This is a genomic window from Streptomyces neyagawaensis (assembly GCF_023516595.1).
GTDB lineage: Bacteria > Actinomycetota > Actinomycetes > Streptomycetales > Streptomycetaceae > Streptomyces > Streptomyces neyagawaensis.
In genome coordinates, this window is record NZ_JAMGBG010000035.1 from 11,737 (window position 1) to 25,385 (window position 13,649).

Here is a 13,649-nt window from a genome sequence, read left to right on the forward strand (position 1 = left end):
GGGGTCCCTGTCCTCTGCGGGTGGGTCAGGCGTTGGGGAAATGCTTGGCGATCTCGATGGCGACGCCCTCGACGAGCGCGCGGCGCATGTCGTCCGGCATGTCGGGCCGGACGGCGAAGTGCAGGCGGAACCAGGGGCTGTAGTCGGTGTGCGCGGTGAGCTGCTCGGGGAGCGGCTCCAGCCCGTCAGCGCCGAGGTGAACGGCCCACTCGGACACGTCGGCCGCGCTGCTGATCAGTCCGTGGATCCTGCGCTGGGCATCGGAGAACTGGTCCTCGTCGAGCACCTCGTCCCAGTGCGGGCCCTCGGCGCCGTCGGCCTCCTTGGGCGGGAGCATGCTCTCGATCTCGGAGCCCTGCATCTGCTCGCCGACGCCCATGAAGTCGGGGTCCTCGGTGAGGGCGACGTGCTGGCGTGCGGCTTCGGCGCGGAGGTCGTCGTCGGTGTACGGCCGGTCCGTCACTTGTCGTGCTCCTGTCGTGATGGCGGGAGTGCGTCGAGGGCGTCGCCGAAGTCGTTGGCGAGGGTGCGCCACCGTTGGGCCTGGTCGGGCGCGTGGGTGTCGCGGGTGTCGGCGGCGGTGAGGAGGGCTTCGACGATCTCGCTGAGGTCGTCGGTGCTCGCCAGGCGGACGAGGAGGGCCATCAGAACGGGGGTTCGTTGTTGGTGGGGCCGGTGTTCCAGGGGTCGTCCTGGGGTGGCGGGCCCTGTCGGTACTGCTGCTGGCCCTGGGGGTGCTGCTGGTTCTGCGGGGGCCGCTGCTGTCCGCTCTGGGCGTTCTGCTGGCTGGCGGCGTCCTTGGACACGTTCGCCACGGCGTACGCGAGGTTCGGCGCGATGCTCCTGATGTGGAGGGCCGGCCGCTCGTACTTCTGGCCGTCCTTCTCCCAGGACTCGGTGCGCAGCTCGCCGGTGACGATGACCTCCATGCCCTTGGCGAGGGACTCCGTCGCGTTCTCGGCGAGGCGCTCCCAGACGGAGCCGCGGACGTAGAAGACGTCGCCGTCCTCCCATTGGTTGGTCTGCTTGTTCAGCCGACGGGAGTTGAAGGCGAGCGAGATGGAGGCGACGGCTTTCCCGGCCTGGGTGAAGCGGAGTTCGGGGTCGGCGGTGAGTCGGCCGACTCCGGTGAGGGTGGGCAGAGACAAGGTCAGCTCTCCTTCGGGCAGTGGCCGCTGAGGCAGCGGGATTCGTTGCTGGCGACGTAGTGGACGTGGTGGCCGAGCGCGACCAGGCGCTGGGCGGCTTCGAGGGCGGTCCGCGAAGCGGTGTGGTGGCCGTCGTAGATCGGCACGGTCACTCCTCGGGTAGAACGAGCTGGATCGGGATGGCGGTTTGACCGGCGGGCACGGCGGGTCCGGTGACGGCCTTGACGGGTGTCGTCGGGAGGGCGTGACGGGGCGTCGGCGGCGGGATCAGACCGAGCCTCTGGCCGCAGATCGGGCCGTAGCCGCGGTCCAGGGACTCCTTCGTGCGGAGGCTCCGGGGGCAGTAGCGGCACTTCATCGGCGGTTCTTCTTCCGGCGGTGCTCGGCGAGGCTGGTCACGCCGAGGGGGAGGGCGAGTTGCTGCTGCCGGGTGGGGCAGGTGGCGACGTGCGGCTTGTGGAGTCGCTCCCAGCCGGTCAGCGGGAGGTCCGTGCTGGGGCGGCGGGAGCGCCAGCGGCCGGTTCCGTCGCGCCAGATGGCGGTGTTGCCGGCGGTGTCGGGGTCGGGGTCGACTGCGAGGCGCTTCCCGGCCTCGGTGATGGTCCAGAGGATGGGCCGGTGGCAGTCGTGGCACGTGGCGTATCGCTTCATGGGGTGGGGGTTGGGGTGTGGGCCGCGGTGATGCGGGCGTGGTGGAGGTTGGGGGTGAGGGTGCAGGGGTGGCCGGGTGCGGCTTGGCAGATCCGCTCGGGGCACCGGGTTGACATGACCCTGGCGAGTTCGGTGTTGCGGGCGTCGTGCGTGTCACGGCGCCGGTCCTGGGTGCGGCGCTGGTTCGTGCACAGTTCGCCGACGGCCGCACGGCACCAGGGGCACTGGACGGCCATCGCGGCGAACCGGTACGGGCGGCGGGGGCGGGGGACGGTCGTCATGACGCCTCGGCCTTCGGCTCCTGGCCCTCGTCGCGGGCGAGGGCGGCGGCGGAGGCGGCCTGGATGCGGGCCGCGGCCTGGTCGTGGTCGAGGAGCGGGAGGCCGGCCGCTTCGCGCTGGGTGTCTTCCAGGCGGATCGGGTGGACGTCGCGGCGTCGGCGGCCGCCGGTGGTGCAGCTGCTGCCGGGGGCGGCTCCGCAGCGGCGGCAGGCGCGGCCGCGGGGGTCCTTGGAGGTGTCGCGTCCGGCGGGCATCTTGCCGATGGCGGCGCGGACGGCGGCTGCACGGCCCTCGTACGGGCCATGATCGGCGCCTGGAGGTAGTGCGAGGCGTTCAGCGGTCCCGAGCGACCGGCCGATGCTGGTGGGGCCTGTGAGGCCGTCTCCAGCGGCTCGGATGATCTCGCGGAGGGCGGCGGCGGACTCCGCGCCGGTCTCCAGCGGGTTGCCGTCGTAGACGATGTTCGCCAGCTCGATGCGCTCGGTGCGGCGCTCGCGGATCTCGGTGACGATCTCGGCCGGGGAGATGAACGGCTGGCGGCGAGCGACGGCGATGACGGCGGCGCGGGCCTCGTCGACGGCGTACGGGGCGAGGATCTCGCCCCAGACGTCGGGGGTGTACTCGCCGAACTTCTGGGCCGGGCAGGCGGCCTGGACGTACTCGGCGATCTGGACAGCTTCTTCTTCGGTCACTGGGTCTGTCCTTCCTGGCGTGCTGCGGCGCGTGCTGCGGCGCGGGCCCGGGCGCGGTCGAAGACGGATTCACCGGCGGGCTGCTGGCTCTGCGCGGTACCGGCCGGGCCGGTGTCGTTCATGACCTCGTGGACGACGCTCGCGAGGGTCGCGGGGTGGAGGTTCTTCTTCATCCAGCGGGCGATGCCTCGACGGATCCAGTCCGGGTGGATGCGGTCCTCGTCGAGGAGGACGCGGATCTCCCTGGAGAGCTGGCCGACGACCCGCGACGGGGGGCGCTCAGAGCAGCGCTCCAGCCACTCCCCGACGATCGTCTGTGCGGTGACGGGTGCCTCTGCGTCCTCAGCGTCGGCGTCGTCGACGGGCTCGCCCTCGATGACCTCGTCTTGTGTGCCGTCTTGAGGGTCAGGCGAAGACGGGGGGTCCCCCACAGAGTGAGGTCCTGTAGAGAGAGGAGAGAGAGTAGGCGTCCGGGATTCCCGGACACTGACGTCCGGGATTTCCGGACACTGAGACTCGTCAGTGTCCGGGTTCTCCGGACACTGGGCTTCAGCGTCAGTGTCCGGAGTTTCCTGACTCTGAGGCGGGTCAGTGTCCGGGAATCCCGGACCCTCAAGTTCGGGTCCAGGGTCCGGATTTCCCGGACGCTGAGAGTTGTCAGTGTCCGCAGAATCCGGACCCTGGGGGTGGGGGTCAGCGTCCGGAATCACCGGACACTGAAGGGGGAGGATCCGGTACTTCGCCGTGCCGTTCTTCTGGCCGGCCGCGACCTTCTCCAGGACGCCCTTCTTCACGAGCGCCTTGATCACTTCGTAGATCTGAGGGCGCGACACCTGCGCCCGGCGGAGGATCTTCTCGGACTCCACGGAGGACCAGGTGACCCTCGTCGTGTCCCGGGCGTCGTCCGCCAACACCGCGAGGGCGAGCTTCTCGCGGTGCGTCAGCGTCGTCGGTGCGAAGTCGAGCACCTCGACGTACAGGCGGCTGCCCACGTACTGGTCTCCGTTCTGGGGGTGTGCTGGTGGTGGCCGGTGGCCCGGCGGCCGGTCTCATCCGCCGGGCCACCGGTGCTCAGCAGGGGGCAGGGACCTTGGTGGAGCCAGTGCGCCGGTACTCACGGCCGGCCTGCGCGTTCGCGTCCCGGCATGCCTGGTCGATCGGCTCTCCGTTGCGGCGGTGCCGCTCGTATGCCGACTTCGTCCCGCACTCCGCGCGCGGGCGCCCCGGCCCCGGAGGCTTGGGCGTGGCCTTCTTCTTCGGGGCGCGGCCTGCGGCGTGCAACTTCGCCCGCTGCGCCCCCGTGAGCCCGGCCACGATCCCGACGCGATATGTGTCAGCCGTCAGCGACTCCCGAGCGAGGATCGCCTCCAGGCACTCCTCACGGACCGGACAGACCTGATTGCAGATCCGCTTGGCCTTGGTCCAGGTCGCCTTGGAGAACCAGATGTCCGGGTCCTCCCAGCGGCACGCGGCCTTCAGCTCCCACTCCCTCGACGTCTCCATCAGGACCACTCCTTCGGGGTGTGCTTCGAGGCGTCGGGCCAGATCTCCTGGCACCGGGTCAGGTCCGGCGACGGTCCGCCGGGCTGGGTCTCGCGGCGGGCGTCGGTGACGGCCGCACGCATGCGCTCCAGGCCTTGCGCGTACGACGGGTGCCATCGCGGCCCGCGCGCTCCGGCCGACCTGCGGGTACGGCGGAGCGACGCGGCGTACCAGGTCAGGGCGATGCGCCACAGGAGCAAGAGGCCGATGGCGACGGCGGTGACGGGCGTCATGCAGCCACCTCCGGCGCCCCGACGTAGGTCCCGTGCTTGCGGTAGTGCCGGTGCGCGACAGCCTTCGCCTCGCGGCACGGGTCGCACGGCTTCTCCCCGCGGCGGTAGTGCGCGTGGTAGCCGGCCTTCGTCCCGCACCGCGCGGGCTGACGCGGCTGACGGGGAGCCCGCGGCTCCCGCTTGTTGCCTCGCGGACGGGCCAGGCCCTCGCTCAAAGGGACCGCATACTCCGGGAACCAGTCCTGCATCGTGGCCCCGCTCACCCCGACACGGTTCGCGACCACGGAGTACGGCAGTCCTCGCTCGAAGAGCACTGTCGCGGCGTAGCGAGCCTCGTCCGCGGTGAGCGTCCACCCCTTGCGGAGGCCGTTCACCGCGCGCTCGACGGCGATCAGGTCGAGGCAGGCCAGCCCGTCCGGCGTGGCCATCCACACCGTGGGGGCGCCCATGGGGACAGCGATCCAGTCCCGCTGTCGACCGACCGGCACTGCCGGAACCCTGGGGAGGGTGGTGTACCGCATGCGCTGGGGGATCCTCATGCGCTCACCGCCGTCACGTCGTACACCCACGCCAGGGCGGTGTCGTCGAGCTGCTCGCGGGCCCGGGTCACCGCGACGTACGCCAGGCGGGCCTCTTCGCGCGGCAGGATGACGAGGCCGGTCTTCTGGTCGGGCTTCGGCGCCCGGAAGTCCGCGTGGATGCGGACCGCCGGCCACTCCCGGCCCTTCGACCGGTGCGCGGTCGACACGACCAGCTCGGCCTGCTGCTCCGAGCACAGCCCGTCCGCGGCCGCGACGATCCTCGCGGGCCCGTGCTCATCGATGAGCTTCACCAGGACCTCCAGCGAGCCGTCCTCCTCGGCGGCGTACTGCCGGACGTCGTCCCACGACGCGAACCCGCACAGCTCCGGATGGTCGGTCGGCTGGCCGCCCTGGAGAGCCTCGGCGGCCCAGGCGAGGCGCTTGATGTCGCCTCCGCCTCCGACCAGGGACACCTTCCGGCCCGCGGCGAGGCCCTCCATGACGATCCCCATCGCTCCGGCGTTGGTGCGGCAGAGGATCGCGTCCGGGGCGTCGAGCGGGCCGACGGTGGACTCGGCGGCCTCCCAGCCGGTGAGGCGGAGCGGGGCGTCGATCAGGCCCAGCCAGAGGTTGGCGCGGGCGGCGATGACCGGCCCGAAGCGGAAGCTCTGCGAGAGCGTCAGCTCCGCGCAGCCCAGCTCGTTCACGAACTTGGCCAGGGCGTCGTTGGCGCCGCGCCAGCTGTAGATCTGCTGGGCGGAGTCGCCAACGGCGATGCGCTGCGCGTGCTCCTGGGCGAGCAAGACGGCGGAGAGGACGTCGTTGGTGTCCTGGGCTTCGTCGAGGAGGACCACGTCCGTCGGGATGATCGGCCGGGAGAGGGCCCACATCTTCAGGTAGTGGTCGTGGGACAGGTTGAGGACGCTCTCGTCCTGCTGGAGGTCTCCCCAGGCGGCGTGGGCCACCGGGAGGACCAGGCGCTCCAGTTCGGCGCGGGCGTTCTTCTTGGTGAGGCCGTCGTAGTGCGGGATGTGTCTGGCGGTGATCTCGTCGTCGGCGCTGTGGCAGTACCGCTCGATGGTGTCGAGCGCCATCCGCATGATGATCTTGGACGTCATAGCCTTCGGGTGGCCGAGGTCCGTGGGGATCGTCGGGGTGGCGCCGATGATGCCGAGGATGGAGCGGACGTCGAGGGCCTGGGCGGCCTGGTGCGCGGTCTGGCGGGGCCGCTGGAGGCGGCGGCCGTAGCGCGGGTCGAAGGCGAGGCCGTGGCCGGTCTTGCAGAGGACCGTGCCGGGGAACGACCGGCGGGCGTCGGCGGCGATAGCGGAGTTGTAGGCGACGTACGTCATCCGGCGCCGTGAGTCGCTGCGCGCGATCATCTTGAGCGTCGAGGACTTGCCGCAGCCCGCGCCGGCCTGGAGGACGAGGTCGAGCCCGTCTCCATACGCGTCGATCGCTTCGGCTTGCTCCTGGGTGGGGTTCACCACTGTGGTGCACCTCCTTTCTGGGGGTGCGGGCCCGCCCCGCATGGGGGAAGTCGGGGCGGACCCGCGGTCAGTGGTGAATCAGGCGGGCTGCTTGGCCAGGCCGTCGACCATGGCGGCGAAGTCGGAGGCCGCGGTCTCGCCGCGCTCTCCGAAGTTCGTCAGCGTGTCGAGGAGGGTCTGGGCCTCGTCCTTCGTCAGCTCGTTCGCGGAGCCGATCTCGCGGCCGATGATCAGCGAGGTGGCGCGGAGCCGGTAGGGCCTGCTGTCCTTGTGGCCGAGGCCGACCTTGGAGAAGCAGGCGTGCATCATCCGCATCTGCGGCGCGGTGACAGGCGTCGGGCCCTGGTCCTGCCCGGCGTCAGCCGGAGGGTTCAGCGGCGCGGCGCGGGTCTCTCCCTCCGGGCGGCTGTCGTCGCCCTGCCCGGTGGTCGTCGCCGACGAGGGCGGCGGGCTGGTGACGCCCGTCGTGACGGGCTTGACGGCCTGCCCGTACTCCTTGATCAGCTCCCCGAGCTTCCCCGGCGCCCCCGTCTTCGGGTGCAGGAGATCGGCACCGAGGAGACGCCGCGCCTCGGCCTGGCGGTGAAGCTGCAACGCCCGGTCATACGTCAGGCCGTCGCGGACCAGTTCGTCCACGATCGCCTGCACAGGGTCGACGCCCTGGCCGAGCTGCTCCAGGATCAGCTCGGCGACGTCCTCGCCAGGGTGGTGGATGACCTGTCCGTTCAGCGGCTCGTACCGGGTCTTCGTGACGGTCGCGGTGCCCTCCACCATGTCCATCACGACGTCCAGCTCGTACTCGGCGCCCTCACGCTGCACCGCCTTGACGCCGACCTTCGTCACCCTCTTGCCCTCGATGACGTAGTCGCCCTTGGTTCGCATCGTGACGATGAGGTGGCCCTGGAAGTTGAGGAGGGCGTCGAGCATCTCCTGCTCAATCGGGTTGCCGGTGCGCCAGCCGCCGAAGGTTCCGCCAGCGCCCTTCTGCGATCCGGCCTCTTCGACGATCTCCAGGAGCCCGCCGCGGCCGTTCCAGAAATGCGACCAGCTGTCGACGATGAGGACGGCCAGTTTCGCTTCCTCGGCGGCCCGGACGACCTTGATGAGGTCGCGGGGGTCGTGTCGGTCCATGGGCAGGTGACCGAAGGTGTGTCCGCCGAGGTCCGGGCGGCCGGGGACGGGGGCGTACTTGAGGGCGGAGCCACGCTCGGTGTCGGCCAGGCCGATCGGACCGCCTTGGGCCAGGCCCTCGGCGAGGCGGAGCGCGGTCTTGGTCTTGCCGGACCCGGCCGGGCCCTGGAGCCCGATGCGGGCCCGGGCGGTCTCGCGGGTGGCGGGTGCGAAGGTGAAGGTGGTCATCGGGTGCTCCGGTTGCGCTGGTGGGGCGGGGAGAGACGGTTGGGGGAGGCGGCGAACTCGCGGAGGCGGTTCACGACGCCCATGGCGGCGCCGTACTTGCGGCGCTTCCGCCGGAACTCGGCGTCCGTGTCGGTCTCGGCCCGCCGGTACTTGCCGTCGAGGTCCTTCTCCAGGGCGCCGGCCAACTCCTCGCCGAACTCCTTGCGGAGAGCGGTGAGGAGGGCGGCGGCCTCGTCGGGCCGCAGGGCGCGACCGTTGGTCAGGGCCTTGAAGACGGTGCTGTAGGCGCTCACTCGCTGGCCCCCTGGTCCTCGGGGAGGGCCTGGGTGGGGGCGAAGGCGCGGGTCAGCCGGTCCGGCCGGATCGGGCCGAGGTCGACCCAGCCCTCGGCCCACGCCTCCTCGCTGAGAGCCGAGGACGCCCACGGGCGGCCGTAGCCGGGCTGCTCGAAGCCGAAGGCCCGGAGAACGCCCTTGCTCGGGTGCATGCCGACACCGACGCACTCGAAGTTGGGCCGGTCCTCGGGTGCTCGGTACGGCAGGTCACGGGTGTACGAGCGGCCGGGGCGGAAGAAGCTGGAGGCGGTCTCCCGCTCCGTATCTGTCGTGGCCGCCCGGAATCCGGAGATCAGTTCATGGATCCGGCCGATCGCCTCACTCATCGGCTCGTGCTCCGTGGCCGCGCCGAGCGCGATCAGGAAGTTGTCCAGGCTCTTGGCGCCGAGCTGTTCGGCCCACGCGAGCGGGCTGGCCTCCGACTCGGCGAGCCGCGCCTTCAGCTGCTCCCGGTCGGCGTGCGTGTCCGCGAGGGCCCGGGCCTGCTGAGCCAGTTCGGCCCGCAACCGGTTGAGCTCCGCTGGTGAGATGGTCATCGGTCACCGCCGATCGCCCGGCGGCCACCACGCAGGCCGGTCTGCCCGATGTTCGCCGTACGCCCCGCAGCCTGACCATCCCCGAAGCCGGAACCCCGGTACGTCGTGCGACGGGCCTTGAGTTTCCCGAACTCCGCGAACACCCGCTGCTCGATGATTGCCTTGCGGTCGGCCAGCACCAGCTCGGTGCTTCGCCCCGAAGACGAGGCGGCCTCCGGGCGGCTGGCTTCGGCGACTGCGCGGGCCTCGGCCGCCTTGATGCGGCGTACGACCTCGTAACGGAAGCCGATGATCCACGACCGCCGGTACGCCCTGGCGTTCTCGCCCCAGGGCACCTCGACGTGGGCGAGCTGCTGGGTCATCTGGAGCAGCAGGGAGGTGTAGAGCAGCTCGGCGCGCTCCAGGTCCGACTGATAGCCGAACATGTGCACCCGGTGCAGGGAGCCCTTGTCCCGCAGCACCGCCTGGCCGCGCAGGGCTTCGACGATGCCGGCGACCAGGCCCTGCTTCTCCCGGGCCCATGGGTTGTCCATCGTGATGATCCGGTCGGCCGGGGTGTCGGTGTCGGCGTTCGCGTCGGCGAGCATGGCCCGCTCGATGCCGTACTTCGCCATCAGCTCGGCGGCCTTGGCCGTGAAGGCTTCCGCCTCGGCCGTGGTGGACGCGGGGTCTTCGGCCTTGGCCAGCAGCGCACGGACCTTCGCCAGCAGAGACTCGGCAGGCTGCGTCATGCCGTCTCACCGCCCTTGGCGGCGACGGGCGTCACCGGCGTCGTGACGGCCGTCAGCGGGCCCACGTTGTCGACGATGTTCCCGAGCGAGCACCGCTCCGGACGCCCGTCGATCGACAGCAACGGCATCCCGTCACTCGGCCGCTGGTCACCCTGGAAGTACCAGACGTCCCCGTGGGAGTCCCGCTGCGGCAACGCGAGGTCGTACACGATGCCGTCCAGGAGGAACGGACGCTTCGCGGACTGCGCCGCGCGGGCCTGCACCTGCGGGACGTCGTACGCCATGACCGACACGTGGACACCGTCGCGGTAGCCCTCGCCGCCCACGGCGTGCGACAGCGGCCGCTCCGAGCCGGGCGTGATCCCGAAGTACCGGCGCCACTCCGCCCACTGCGCCTGGCCCGTGATCTGCAAGGAGACCAGGATCTGGTCGCCGTCGGTGCGGATCTCCTTGAACGCCGGGTGCTGCCCGGCGTCCTGCTCGATGGTGGCCGCGACCAGCTTCGCCCGCTCGCAGGACTGGTCCCACGCGAGCGCCTGCTGCTCCAGGTCCGTCAGCTCCCGCTTCGGCAGCGGCTGCCGCTGCGGTTCCCGAGACCATCCGCCGGCGGCCGTGCGGTGCAGCACCGCGCCGTACGAGCGCTCCGGGTCAACGAGGAGACGGGCCTCCATGAGGGCCTGGGCGATGACGGCCGCCGGGTCGTTGCTGACCCCGGCCATCGCTTCGCGGATCACGCGCACGGCGTGGGGGAAGTTCTTGTTCATGCCGCAGCCCCCTTGAGGGTCTGGCGCATGATCCCCATCGCGCGGAACTGGAGCGTCTTGACGGCTCCGATGCCCTTGCCGAGCCGGGCGGCCGTTTCCGGGACCGTCAGCTCCTCGAAGAACCGCAGCTCGACGCACTGGCGCTGGTACGGGGTGAGGTCGCGCATCGCGGCCGCGATGGTGTGGGTCGCCTCCGCGATGTCCAGCTCCCGCATCGCCGACATCTCGGCGCTGCGGTCGTGGTTGTAGGTCGCCTCCTCGACGTCGTCGACGAGCGACTCCAGCCGCACCCGCGCCGACTTCACGTAGTCGAGGTGGATGTTCCGCGCGATGGTCGACAGCCAACCCGCGAAGCCGCTGGAGCGAGGGGCGCTGAAGGTCTCCAGGCGGCTGAGGGCGCGCACGAAGACGTCCTGCGTCAGGTCCTCCGCGAGGTTCCTGTCGCGGGTCCGGTTGTAGAGGTAGCGGTACACCGTGTCGCTGTGCGCGGTGTAGAGGGCGGCGAATGCGGTGTGGTCGCCGGCACGGGCCCGGGCAATGAGCTCGGGCTCCGGCGTACCTCCTGCCTTGACCTTGCCGTTAGCCTGTGTAGACACGACCTGCTCTCCTTTGACGTAGGGGTTTCCGGGTTCGTGAGGGCCGTTCCGGGTCGCGTCCGGGACGGCCCTGCGGTTTTCAGGCGGGCGTGCGCTGCTTGCGCATGCCGTCGAGGACCGCGTGCGGGTCGAAGCGCCGACTCCGGCCGACGTAGATCAGCCCGGGCCACAACTCGCCGCGCTCGGCTGCCTCCTGGACCTGCTTGTCGATCCAGCTCGACGACTTCCGCAGGAACCGCGCGAGCGTCCGCTGATCCATGAGCTGTTCAGGCAGCTCCGGCTTGCGCCGCTCCGCTGTATGCGTTCTGCGTGTAGATGTAGATTCTTCGAACGTGAAGACGACCGACTCGAAGAGCGTGGCGAGCTCCCGGTCAAGTGCGGACGCGATGAGCTCGGCGGCTCGGTCGCTGCACTCCTCGCGGGCGGTCTTGCCAGCCCCAACGATGAAGCCGACCAGCGTGCGAGAGAGGCCCTCGCCCGTGGGATCTACGTCCTTCGTCCTGGCGGCGAGGCGCGGGATGTCCAGCCCGGCCGCCTTCATGGCGGCCCGCAGCGGGGCACCTTTGTCCAGTCGTCGCATGGTGAAACCTCCGGCGCATGGCCGAATCTGGGTTCCGCAGGTCCCGTTGACCTGCGATATCTACAATCTACGTGTAGATGCATATCGCGTCAAGGGGTGCGTACAGGGGCGTGTCGGAGCCGCACGGGGTCGCACAGCGGTATGTAGATGCGCCGGAGTACCGTCAAATACTGGTCATCGGTCTGCGTTCTACTTGCATATGTAGATGCTGATGGCCGATCCTCATGACGTGACCAGCCCCCAGCACCGCCCCGGCGCGCCCACCGCCGAGGACCGAGCCCACGAGGGCGAGGACCTGGCGGCCCTTCTCGCACGCCTCCTCGACGAAGTCCCTGGCAAGACCCAGAAGGACCTCGCCACCGAGGCCGGCATCCCCTACCCCACTCTCAACGCATGGATGAACCGCACGCGCGGCACATCCCGCATCGACACCGACCTCCTCCGCAGCATGGTCGACGTCCTCCGACGCTGGGGCGCCAACATCACCCCGCGCGAGATGTTCGCGTCCGTCGGCCGGCCCGTCCCCGGCAACTCCCGCGACGAACGCGAGGCGCGACTCCTGAAGCTCTATCGCCAACTCCCCGACAGCCAGCAGCGGGACGCGGTCAAGTACGTCGAAGCGCTGCTCCAGATCACCCAGGTCTCTTAGCGGCTGCTAAGGGTTGCCTTAGAAAGGGGGCAAAATCTGCCGTCTGGTTCAGCGGAAAACAGATCACCGCTGAATGTGACAACTCTCTCCCCAACCCCAGTACACACAGGTACGATCAGTCACCCGCTGTCCTCCCGGAGCGGTCCGTCCAATGCCGTCGTGCATACCTGGGGGACACCTGTGTGCATTCGCATAGCCGTGGTCGACGATCTCTCACCGATCGCCATCTGGGACCCGGACGAGGTCAGCATCCTCGTAGACAGGGGCACCCACCCCCACGACCTGATCAGAGAACTCCACGCGATCCTCACGATCGATCTCGGCGCACCCCACATCCCCGGCGCCGGCCTCACCTGCTTTTGCGGCGACCCCCTCCAGCTCCCCACCGAGTTGACCCTGGTCCCCGCCATACCCGGCGCACCCACTCTCTGATCAGGAGCACAGCCCAATGGTGCGCAAGAAGGCCCTGCCCCGGGCCACGAACAACCCACGCCCCGTACCCTCCATGCGCTGCGGCTGCCCAACCTGCCTGAAGCGGCACCCCGGCGACCGGCCGCCGACCGACGAACACACCGGCTCGTGGGAGGCCCGCTACACCGACCCGTCCGGGAAGGAACGCAGCAAGACGAAGCCCGACTTCGATGCGGCCGTCGCCTTCCTGGAGCAGACCCGCACCGAGATGCGGCAGCGGACATGGATCGACCCCGCCCGCGGCGAGATCACCCTCGCCGCCTGGTGGACGCTGTGGTGGCCCACCCAGACCAAGGGCGAGACCCGCATCGAGCACTGGACCCAGTCGCAGCTGCGCGACGAGGCGATGTGGCGCAACCACATCGCGCCCACCTTCGCCAGCGTCAAGCTGTACGAGATGGAGTGGCGCGAGACCCAGCTCTGGGTCAACCGGCTCCACGACGAGAACGGCGGCCCCTTGGCGGCCTCCTCGGTGACGAAGTGCTTCCAGGTCCTCGACCGCATGCTTGAGGACGCCAAGCGGGACCGGCGCATCCCCTTTAACCCGGCCGAGGGCGTGCGACTGCCGACCGTGAAGAAGAAGCACCCCGAGGACCGCCGGCCGCCGAGCTACGCTCAGCTCTGGCTGATCCGGCAGAAGCTGCCCGACTACTTCCACGCCCTGCTGATCGTGGCGCAGGAGACGGGCCTGCGCTTCCAGGAGCTGGCCGGGCTCCGCTGGTGCAACGTGGACTTCGAGGGCCGGCGGATCCATGTCCGTGAGGTCCTGGTCGAGCCGCGCGGGAAGATCAAGCGGAAGGCGTACCCGAAGTCGGACGCCGGTCTGCGCACCGTGCCTCTCACCGGGCTCGCCGCCCGAATGCTCCAGGAGCTCTGGGCGGAGGAGAGCGCGGAGGGCAACCCCAGTCGGGCGGTGTCCGAGCCGAAGGACGGCCTTCGCGAGGAGGAGCTGGTCTTCCATGGCCGGAACAAGGTCCGCCGGGGCAGCAAGGTGAACGGCAGCGAGGGCGAGCCGTACCGCGCGCCGCTGCGGAGGTCCGCCTTCTGGCGCGTGTGGACCAAGGCCATCG

23 protein-coding genes are annotated in these 13,649 nt (G+C 70.3%); 3 read left to right on the forward strand and 20 right to left on the reverse strand.

All coding sequences use genetic code 11. The features are described 5' to 3' along the window. Nucleotides 1–25: 25 nt before the first annotated feature. The 20 genes from M8J73_RS17795 to M8J73_RS17890 all read right to left on the reverse strand — a co-directional run bounded on the left by M8J73_RS17795 (nucleotide 26) and on the right by M8J73_RS17890 (nucleotide 11,459). Nucleotides 26–463 (reverse strand): hypothetical protein, encoded by a 438-nt coding sequence (locus tag M8J73_RS17795; protein ID WP_055536609.1) that lies wholly within the window; start codon nucleotides 461–463, stop codon nucleotides 26–28. Continuing rightward, the gene (locus M8J73_RS17800; protein ID WP_055536608.1) at nucleotides 460–645 is read right to left on the reverse strand and encodes a hypothetical protein; all 186 of its coding nucleotides are present in this window, start codon (nucleotides 643–645) and stop codon (nucleotides 460–462) included. Before M8J73_RS17800 ends, M8J73_RS17795 begins: the two co-directional genes overlap by 4 nt. After that, the gene (gene ssb, locus M8J73_RS17805; RefSeq protein WP_055536607.1) at nucleotides 645–1,148 is read right to left on the reverse strand and encodes a single-stranded DNA-binding protein; all 504 of its coding nucleotides are present in this window, start codon (nucleotides 1,146–1,148) and stop codon (nucleotides 645–647) included. The genes M8J73_RS17800 and ssb overlap by 1 nt, the downstream gene beginning before the upstream one ends. A gap of 2 nt (nucleotides 1,149–1,150) precedes the next feature. Further along, nucleotides 1,151–1,294: a hypothetical protein gene (locus M8J73_RS17810; RefSeq protein WP_157873010.1), complete on the reverse strand. Its 144-nt coding sequence runs from the start codon at nucleotides 1,292–1,294 to the stop codon at nucleotides 1,151–1,153. 2 nt (nucleotides 1,295–1,296) lie between these two features. Continuing rightward, nucleotides 1,297–1,506 carry a DUF6011 domain-containing protein gene (locus tag M8J73_RS17815; protein WP_055536606.1) on the reverse strand — a complete coding sequence of 70 codons (210 nt, stop codon included), beginning with the start codon at nucleotides 1,504–1,506 and terminating at the stop codon, nucleotides 1,297–1,299. Then, complete coding sequence (locus M8J73_RS17820) at nucleotides 1,503–1,799, reverse strand: hypothetical protein (RefSeq protein ID WP_055536605.1); 297 nt, start codon at nucleotides 1,797–1,799, stop codon at nucleotides 1,503–1,505. Before M8J73_RS17820 ends, M8J73_RS17815 begins: the two co-directional genes overlap by 4 nt. Next, entirely contained in the window at nucleotides 1,796–2,080 is a 285-nt protein-coding gene (locus tag M8J73_RS17825) for a zinc finger domain-containing protein (RefSeq protein WP_055536604.1), read from the reverse strand. The genes M8J73_RS17820 and M8J73_RS17825 overlap by 4 nt, the downstream gene beginning before the upstream one ends. Continuing rightward, nucleotides 2,077–2,772, reverse strand: a complete 696-nt coding sequence (locus tag M8J73_RS17830) for a zinc finger domain-containing protein (RefSeq protein WP_055536603.1) — start codon at nucleotides 2,770–2,772, stop codon at nucleotides 2,077–2,079. Before M8J73_RS17830 ends, M8J73_RS17825 begins: the two co-directional genes overlap by 4 nt. Then, nucleotides 2,769–3,764 carry a hypothetical protein gene (locus M8J73_RS17835; protein ID WP_055536602.1) on the reverse strand — a complete coding sequence of 332 codons (996 nt, stop codon included), beginning with the start codon at nucleotides 3,762–3,764 and terminating at the stop codon, nucleotides 2,769–2,771. The genes M8J73_RS17830 and M8J73_RS17835 overlap by 4 nt, the downstream gene beginning before the upstream one ends. Nucleotides 3,765–3,843: 79 nt before the next feature. Further along, entirely contained in the window at nucleotides 3,844–4,275 is a 432-nt protein-coding gene (locus M8J73_RS17840; RefSeq protein WP_055536601.1) for a WhiB family transcriptional regulator, read from the reverse strand. Beyond that, the gene (locus tag M8J73_RS17845) at nucleotides 4,275–4,547 is read right to left on the reverse strand and encodes a hypothetical protein (RefSeq protein ID WP_055536600.1); all 273 of its coding nucleotides are present in this window, start codon (nucleotides 4,545–4,547) and stop codon (nucleotides 4,275–4,277) included. Before M8J73_RS17845 ends, M8J73_RS17840 begins: the two co-directional genes overlap by 1 nt. Beyond that, the gene (locus M8J73_RS17850) at nucleotides 4,544–5,086 is read right to left on the reverse strand and encodes a hypothetical protein (protein WP_055536599.1); all 543 of its coding nucleotides are present in this window, start codon (nucleotides 5,084–5,086) and stop codon (nucleotides 4,544–4,546) included. Before M8J73_RS17850 ends, M8J73_RS17845 begins: the two co-directional genes overlap by 4 nt. After that, a complete protein-coding gene (locus tag M8J73_RS17855; RefSeq protein WP_055536624.1) occupies nucleotides 5,083–6,555 on the reverse strand; it encodes a UvrD-helicase domain-containing protein in 1,473 nt (490 codons plus the stop codon). Before M8J73_RS17855 ends, M8J73_RS17850 begins: the two co-directional genes overlap by 4 nt. Nucleotides 6,556–6,636: 81 nt before the next feature. Next, entirely contained in the window at nucleotides 6,637–7,917 is a 1,281-nt protein-coding gene (locus tag M8J73_RS17860) for an AAA family ATPase (RefSeq protein ID WP_055536598.1), read from the reverse strand. After that, nucleotides 7,914–8,210, reverse strand: a complete 297-nt coding sequence (locus M8J73_RS17865; protein WP_055536597.1) for a hypothetical protein — start codon at nucleotides 8,208–8,210, stop codon at nucleotides 7,914–7,916. Before M8J73_RS17865 ends, M8J73_RS17860 begins: the two co-directional genes overlap by 4 nt. Continuing rightward, nucleotides 8,207–8,788 (reverse strand): hypothetical protein, encoded by a 582-nt coding sequence (locus M8J73_RS17870; protein WP_157873008.1) that lies wholly within the window; start codon nucleotides 8,786–8,788, stop codon nucleotides 8,207–8,209. The genes M8J73_RS17865 and M8J73_RS17870 overlap by 4 nt, the downstream gene beginning before the upstream one ends. Beyond that, a complete protein-coding gene (locus M8J73_RS17875; RefSeq protein WP_055536595.1) occupies nucleotides 8,785–9,519 on the reverse strand; it encodes a DUF2786 domain-containing protein in 735 nt (244 codons plus the stop codon). Before M8J73_RS17875 ends, M8J73_RS17870 begins: the two co-directional genes overlap by 4 nt. Next, nucleotides 9,516–10,283 carry a BN159_2729 family protein gene (locus M8J73_RS17880; protein WP_055536594.1) on the reverse strand — a complete coding sequence of 256 codons (768 nt, stop codon included), beginning with the start codon at nucleotides 10,281–10,283 and terminating at the stop codon, nucleotides 9,516–9,518. The genes M8J73_RS17875 and M8J73_RS17880 overlap by 4 nt, the downstream gene beginning before the upstream one ends. Continuing rightward, the gene (locus M8J73_RS17885) at nucleotides 10,280–10,879 is read right to left on the reverse strand and encodes an RNA polymerase sigma factor (RefSeq protein WP_055536593.1); all 600 of its coding nucleotides are present in this window, start codon (nucleotides 10,877–10,879) and stop codon (nucleotides 10,280–10,282) included. The genes M8J73_RS17880 and M8J73_RS17885 overlap by 4 nt, the downstream gene beginning before the upstream one ends. A gap of 79 nt (nucleotides 10,880–10,958) precedes the next feature. Then, nucleotides 10,959–11,459, reverse strand: coding sequence for a hypothetical protein (locus M8J73_RS17890; RefSeq protein ID WP_206187735.1), 501 nt, complete (start codon nucleotides 11,457–11,459; stop codon nucleotides 10,959–10,961). Nucleotides 11,460–11,688: 229 nt separating this feature from the next. Here M8J73_RS17890 and M8J73_RS17895 point away from each other — a divergent pair, with 229 nt between their 5' ends. From M8J73_RS17895 to M8J73_RS17905, 3 genes are all read left to right on the forward strand, one after another. Beyond that, on the forward strand, nucleotides 11,689–12,108 hold the full coding sequence (locus M8J73_RS17895; protein WP_240500841.1) for a helix-turn-helix domain-containing protein: 420 nt from the start codon (nucleotides 11,689–11,691) through the stop codon (nucleotides 12,106–12,108). A 180-nt stretch (nucleotides 12,109–12,288) separates the two neighbouring features. Next, nucleotides 12,289–12,540 carry a hypothetical protein gene (locus tag M8J73_RS17900; protein ID WP_055536591.1) on the forward strand — a complete coding sequence of 84 codons (252 nt, stop codon included), beginning with the start codon at nucleotides 12,289–12,291 and terminating at the stop codon, nucleotides 12,538–12,540. Nucleotides 12,541–12,556: 16 nt separating this feature from the next. Then, the coding region (locus M8J73_RS17905) for a tyrosine-type recombinase/integrase (RefSeq protein WP_249828788.1) at nucleotides 12,557–13,649 on the forward strand (1,093 nt) is incomplete at its 3' end.

Excerpts from the sequence above, each read along its gene's own strand:
- M8J73_RS17845 (WP_055536600.1), bottom strand. The coding sequence starts at position 4,547 with ATGACGCCCGTCACCGCCGTCGCCATCGGCCTCTTGCTCCTGTGGCGC.
- M8J73_RS17800 (WP_055536608.1), bottom strand. The coding sequence starts at position 645 with ATGGCCCTCCTCGTCCGCCTGGCGAGCACCGACGACCTCAGCGAGATC.
- M8J73_RS17815 (WP_055536606.1), bottom strand. The coding sequence starts at position 1,506 with ATGAAGTGCCGCTACTGCCCCCGGAGCCTCCGCACGAAGGAGTCCCTG.
- M8J73_RS17860 (WP_055536598.1), bottom strand. The coding sequence starts at position 7,917 with ATGACCACCTTCACCTTCGCACCCGCCACCCGCGAGACCGCCCGGGCC.
- M8J73_RS17850 (WP_055536599.1), bottom strand. The coding sequence starts at position 5,086 with ATGAGGATCCCCCAGCGCATGCGGTACACCACCCTCCCCAGGGTTCCG.
- M8J73_RS17870 (WP_157873008.1), bottom strand. The coding sequence starts at position 8,788 with ATGACCATCTCACCAGCGGAGCTCAACCGGTTGCGGGCCGAACTGGCT.
- M8J73_RS17825 (WP_055536604.1), bottom strand. The coding sequence starts at position 2,080 with ATGACGACCGTCCCCCGCCCCCGCCGCCCGTACCGGTTCGCCGCGATG.
- M8J73_RS17890 (WP_206187735.1), bottom strand. The coding sequence starts at position 11,459 with ATGCGACGACTGGACAAAGGTGCCCCGCTGCGGGCCGCCATGAAGGCG.
- M8J73_RS17880 (WP_055536594.1), bottom strand. The coding sequence starts at position 10,283 with ATGAACAAGAACTTCCCCCACGCCGTGCGCGTGATCCGCGAAGCGATG.
- M8J73_RS17875 (WP_055536595.1), bottom strand. The coding sequence starts at position 9,519 with ATGACGCAGCCTGCCGAGTCTCTGCTGGCGAAGGTCCGTGCGCTGCTG.
- M8J73_RS17840 (WP_055536601.1), bottom strand. The coding sequence starts at position 4,275 with ATGGAGACGTCGAGGGAGTGGGAGCTGAAGGCCGCGTGCCGCTGGGAG.
- M8J73_RS17820 (WP_055536605.1), bottom strand. The coding sequence starts at position 1,799 with ATGAAGCGATACGCCACGTGCCACGACTGCCACCGGCCCATCCTCTGG.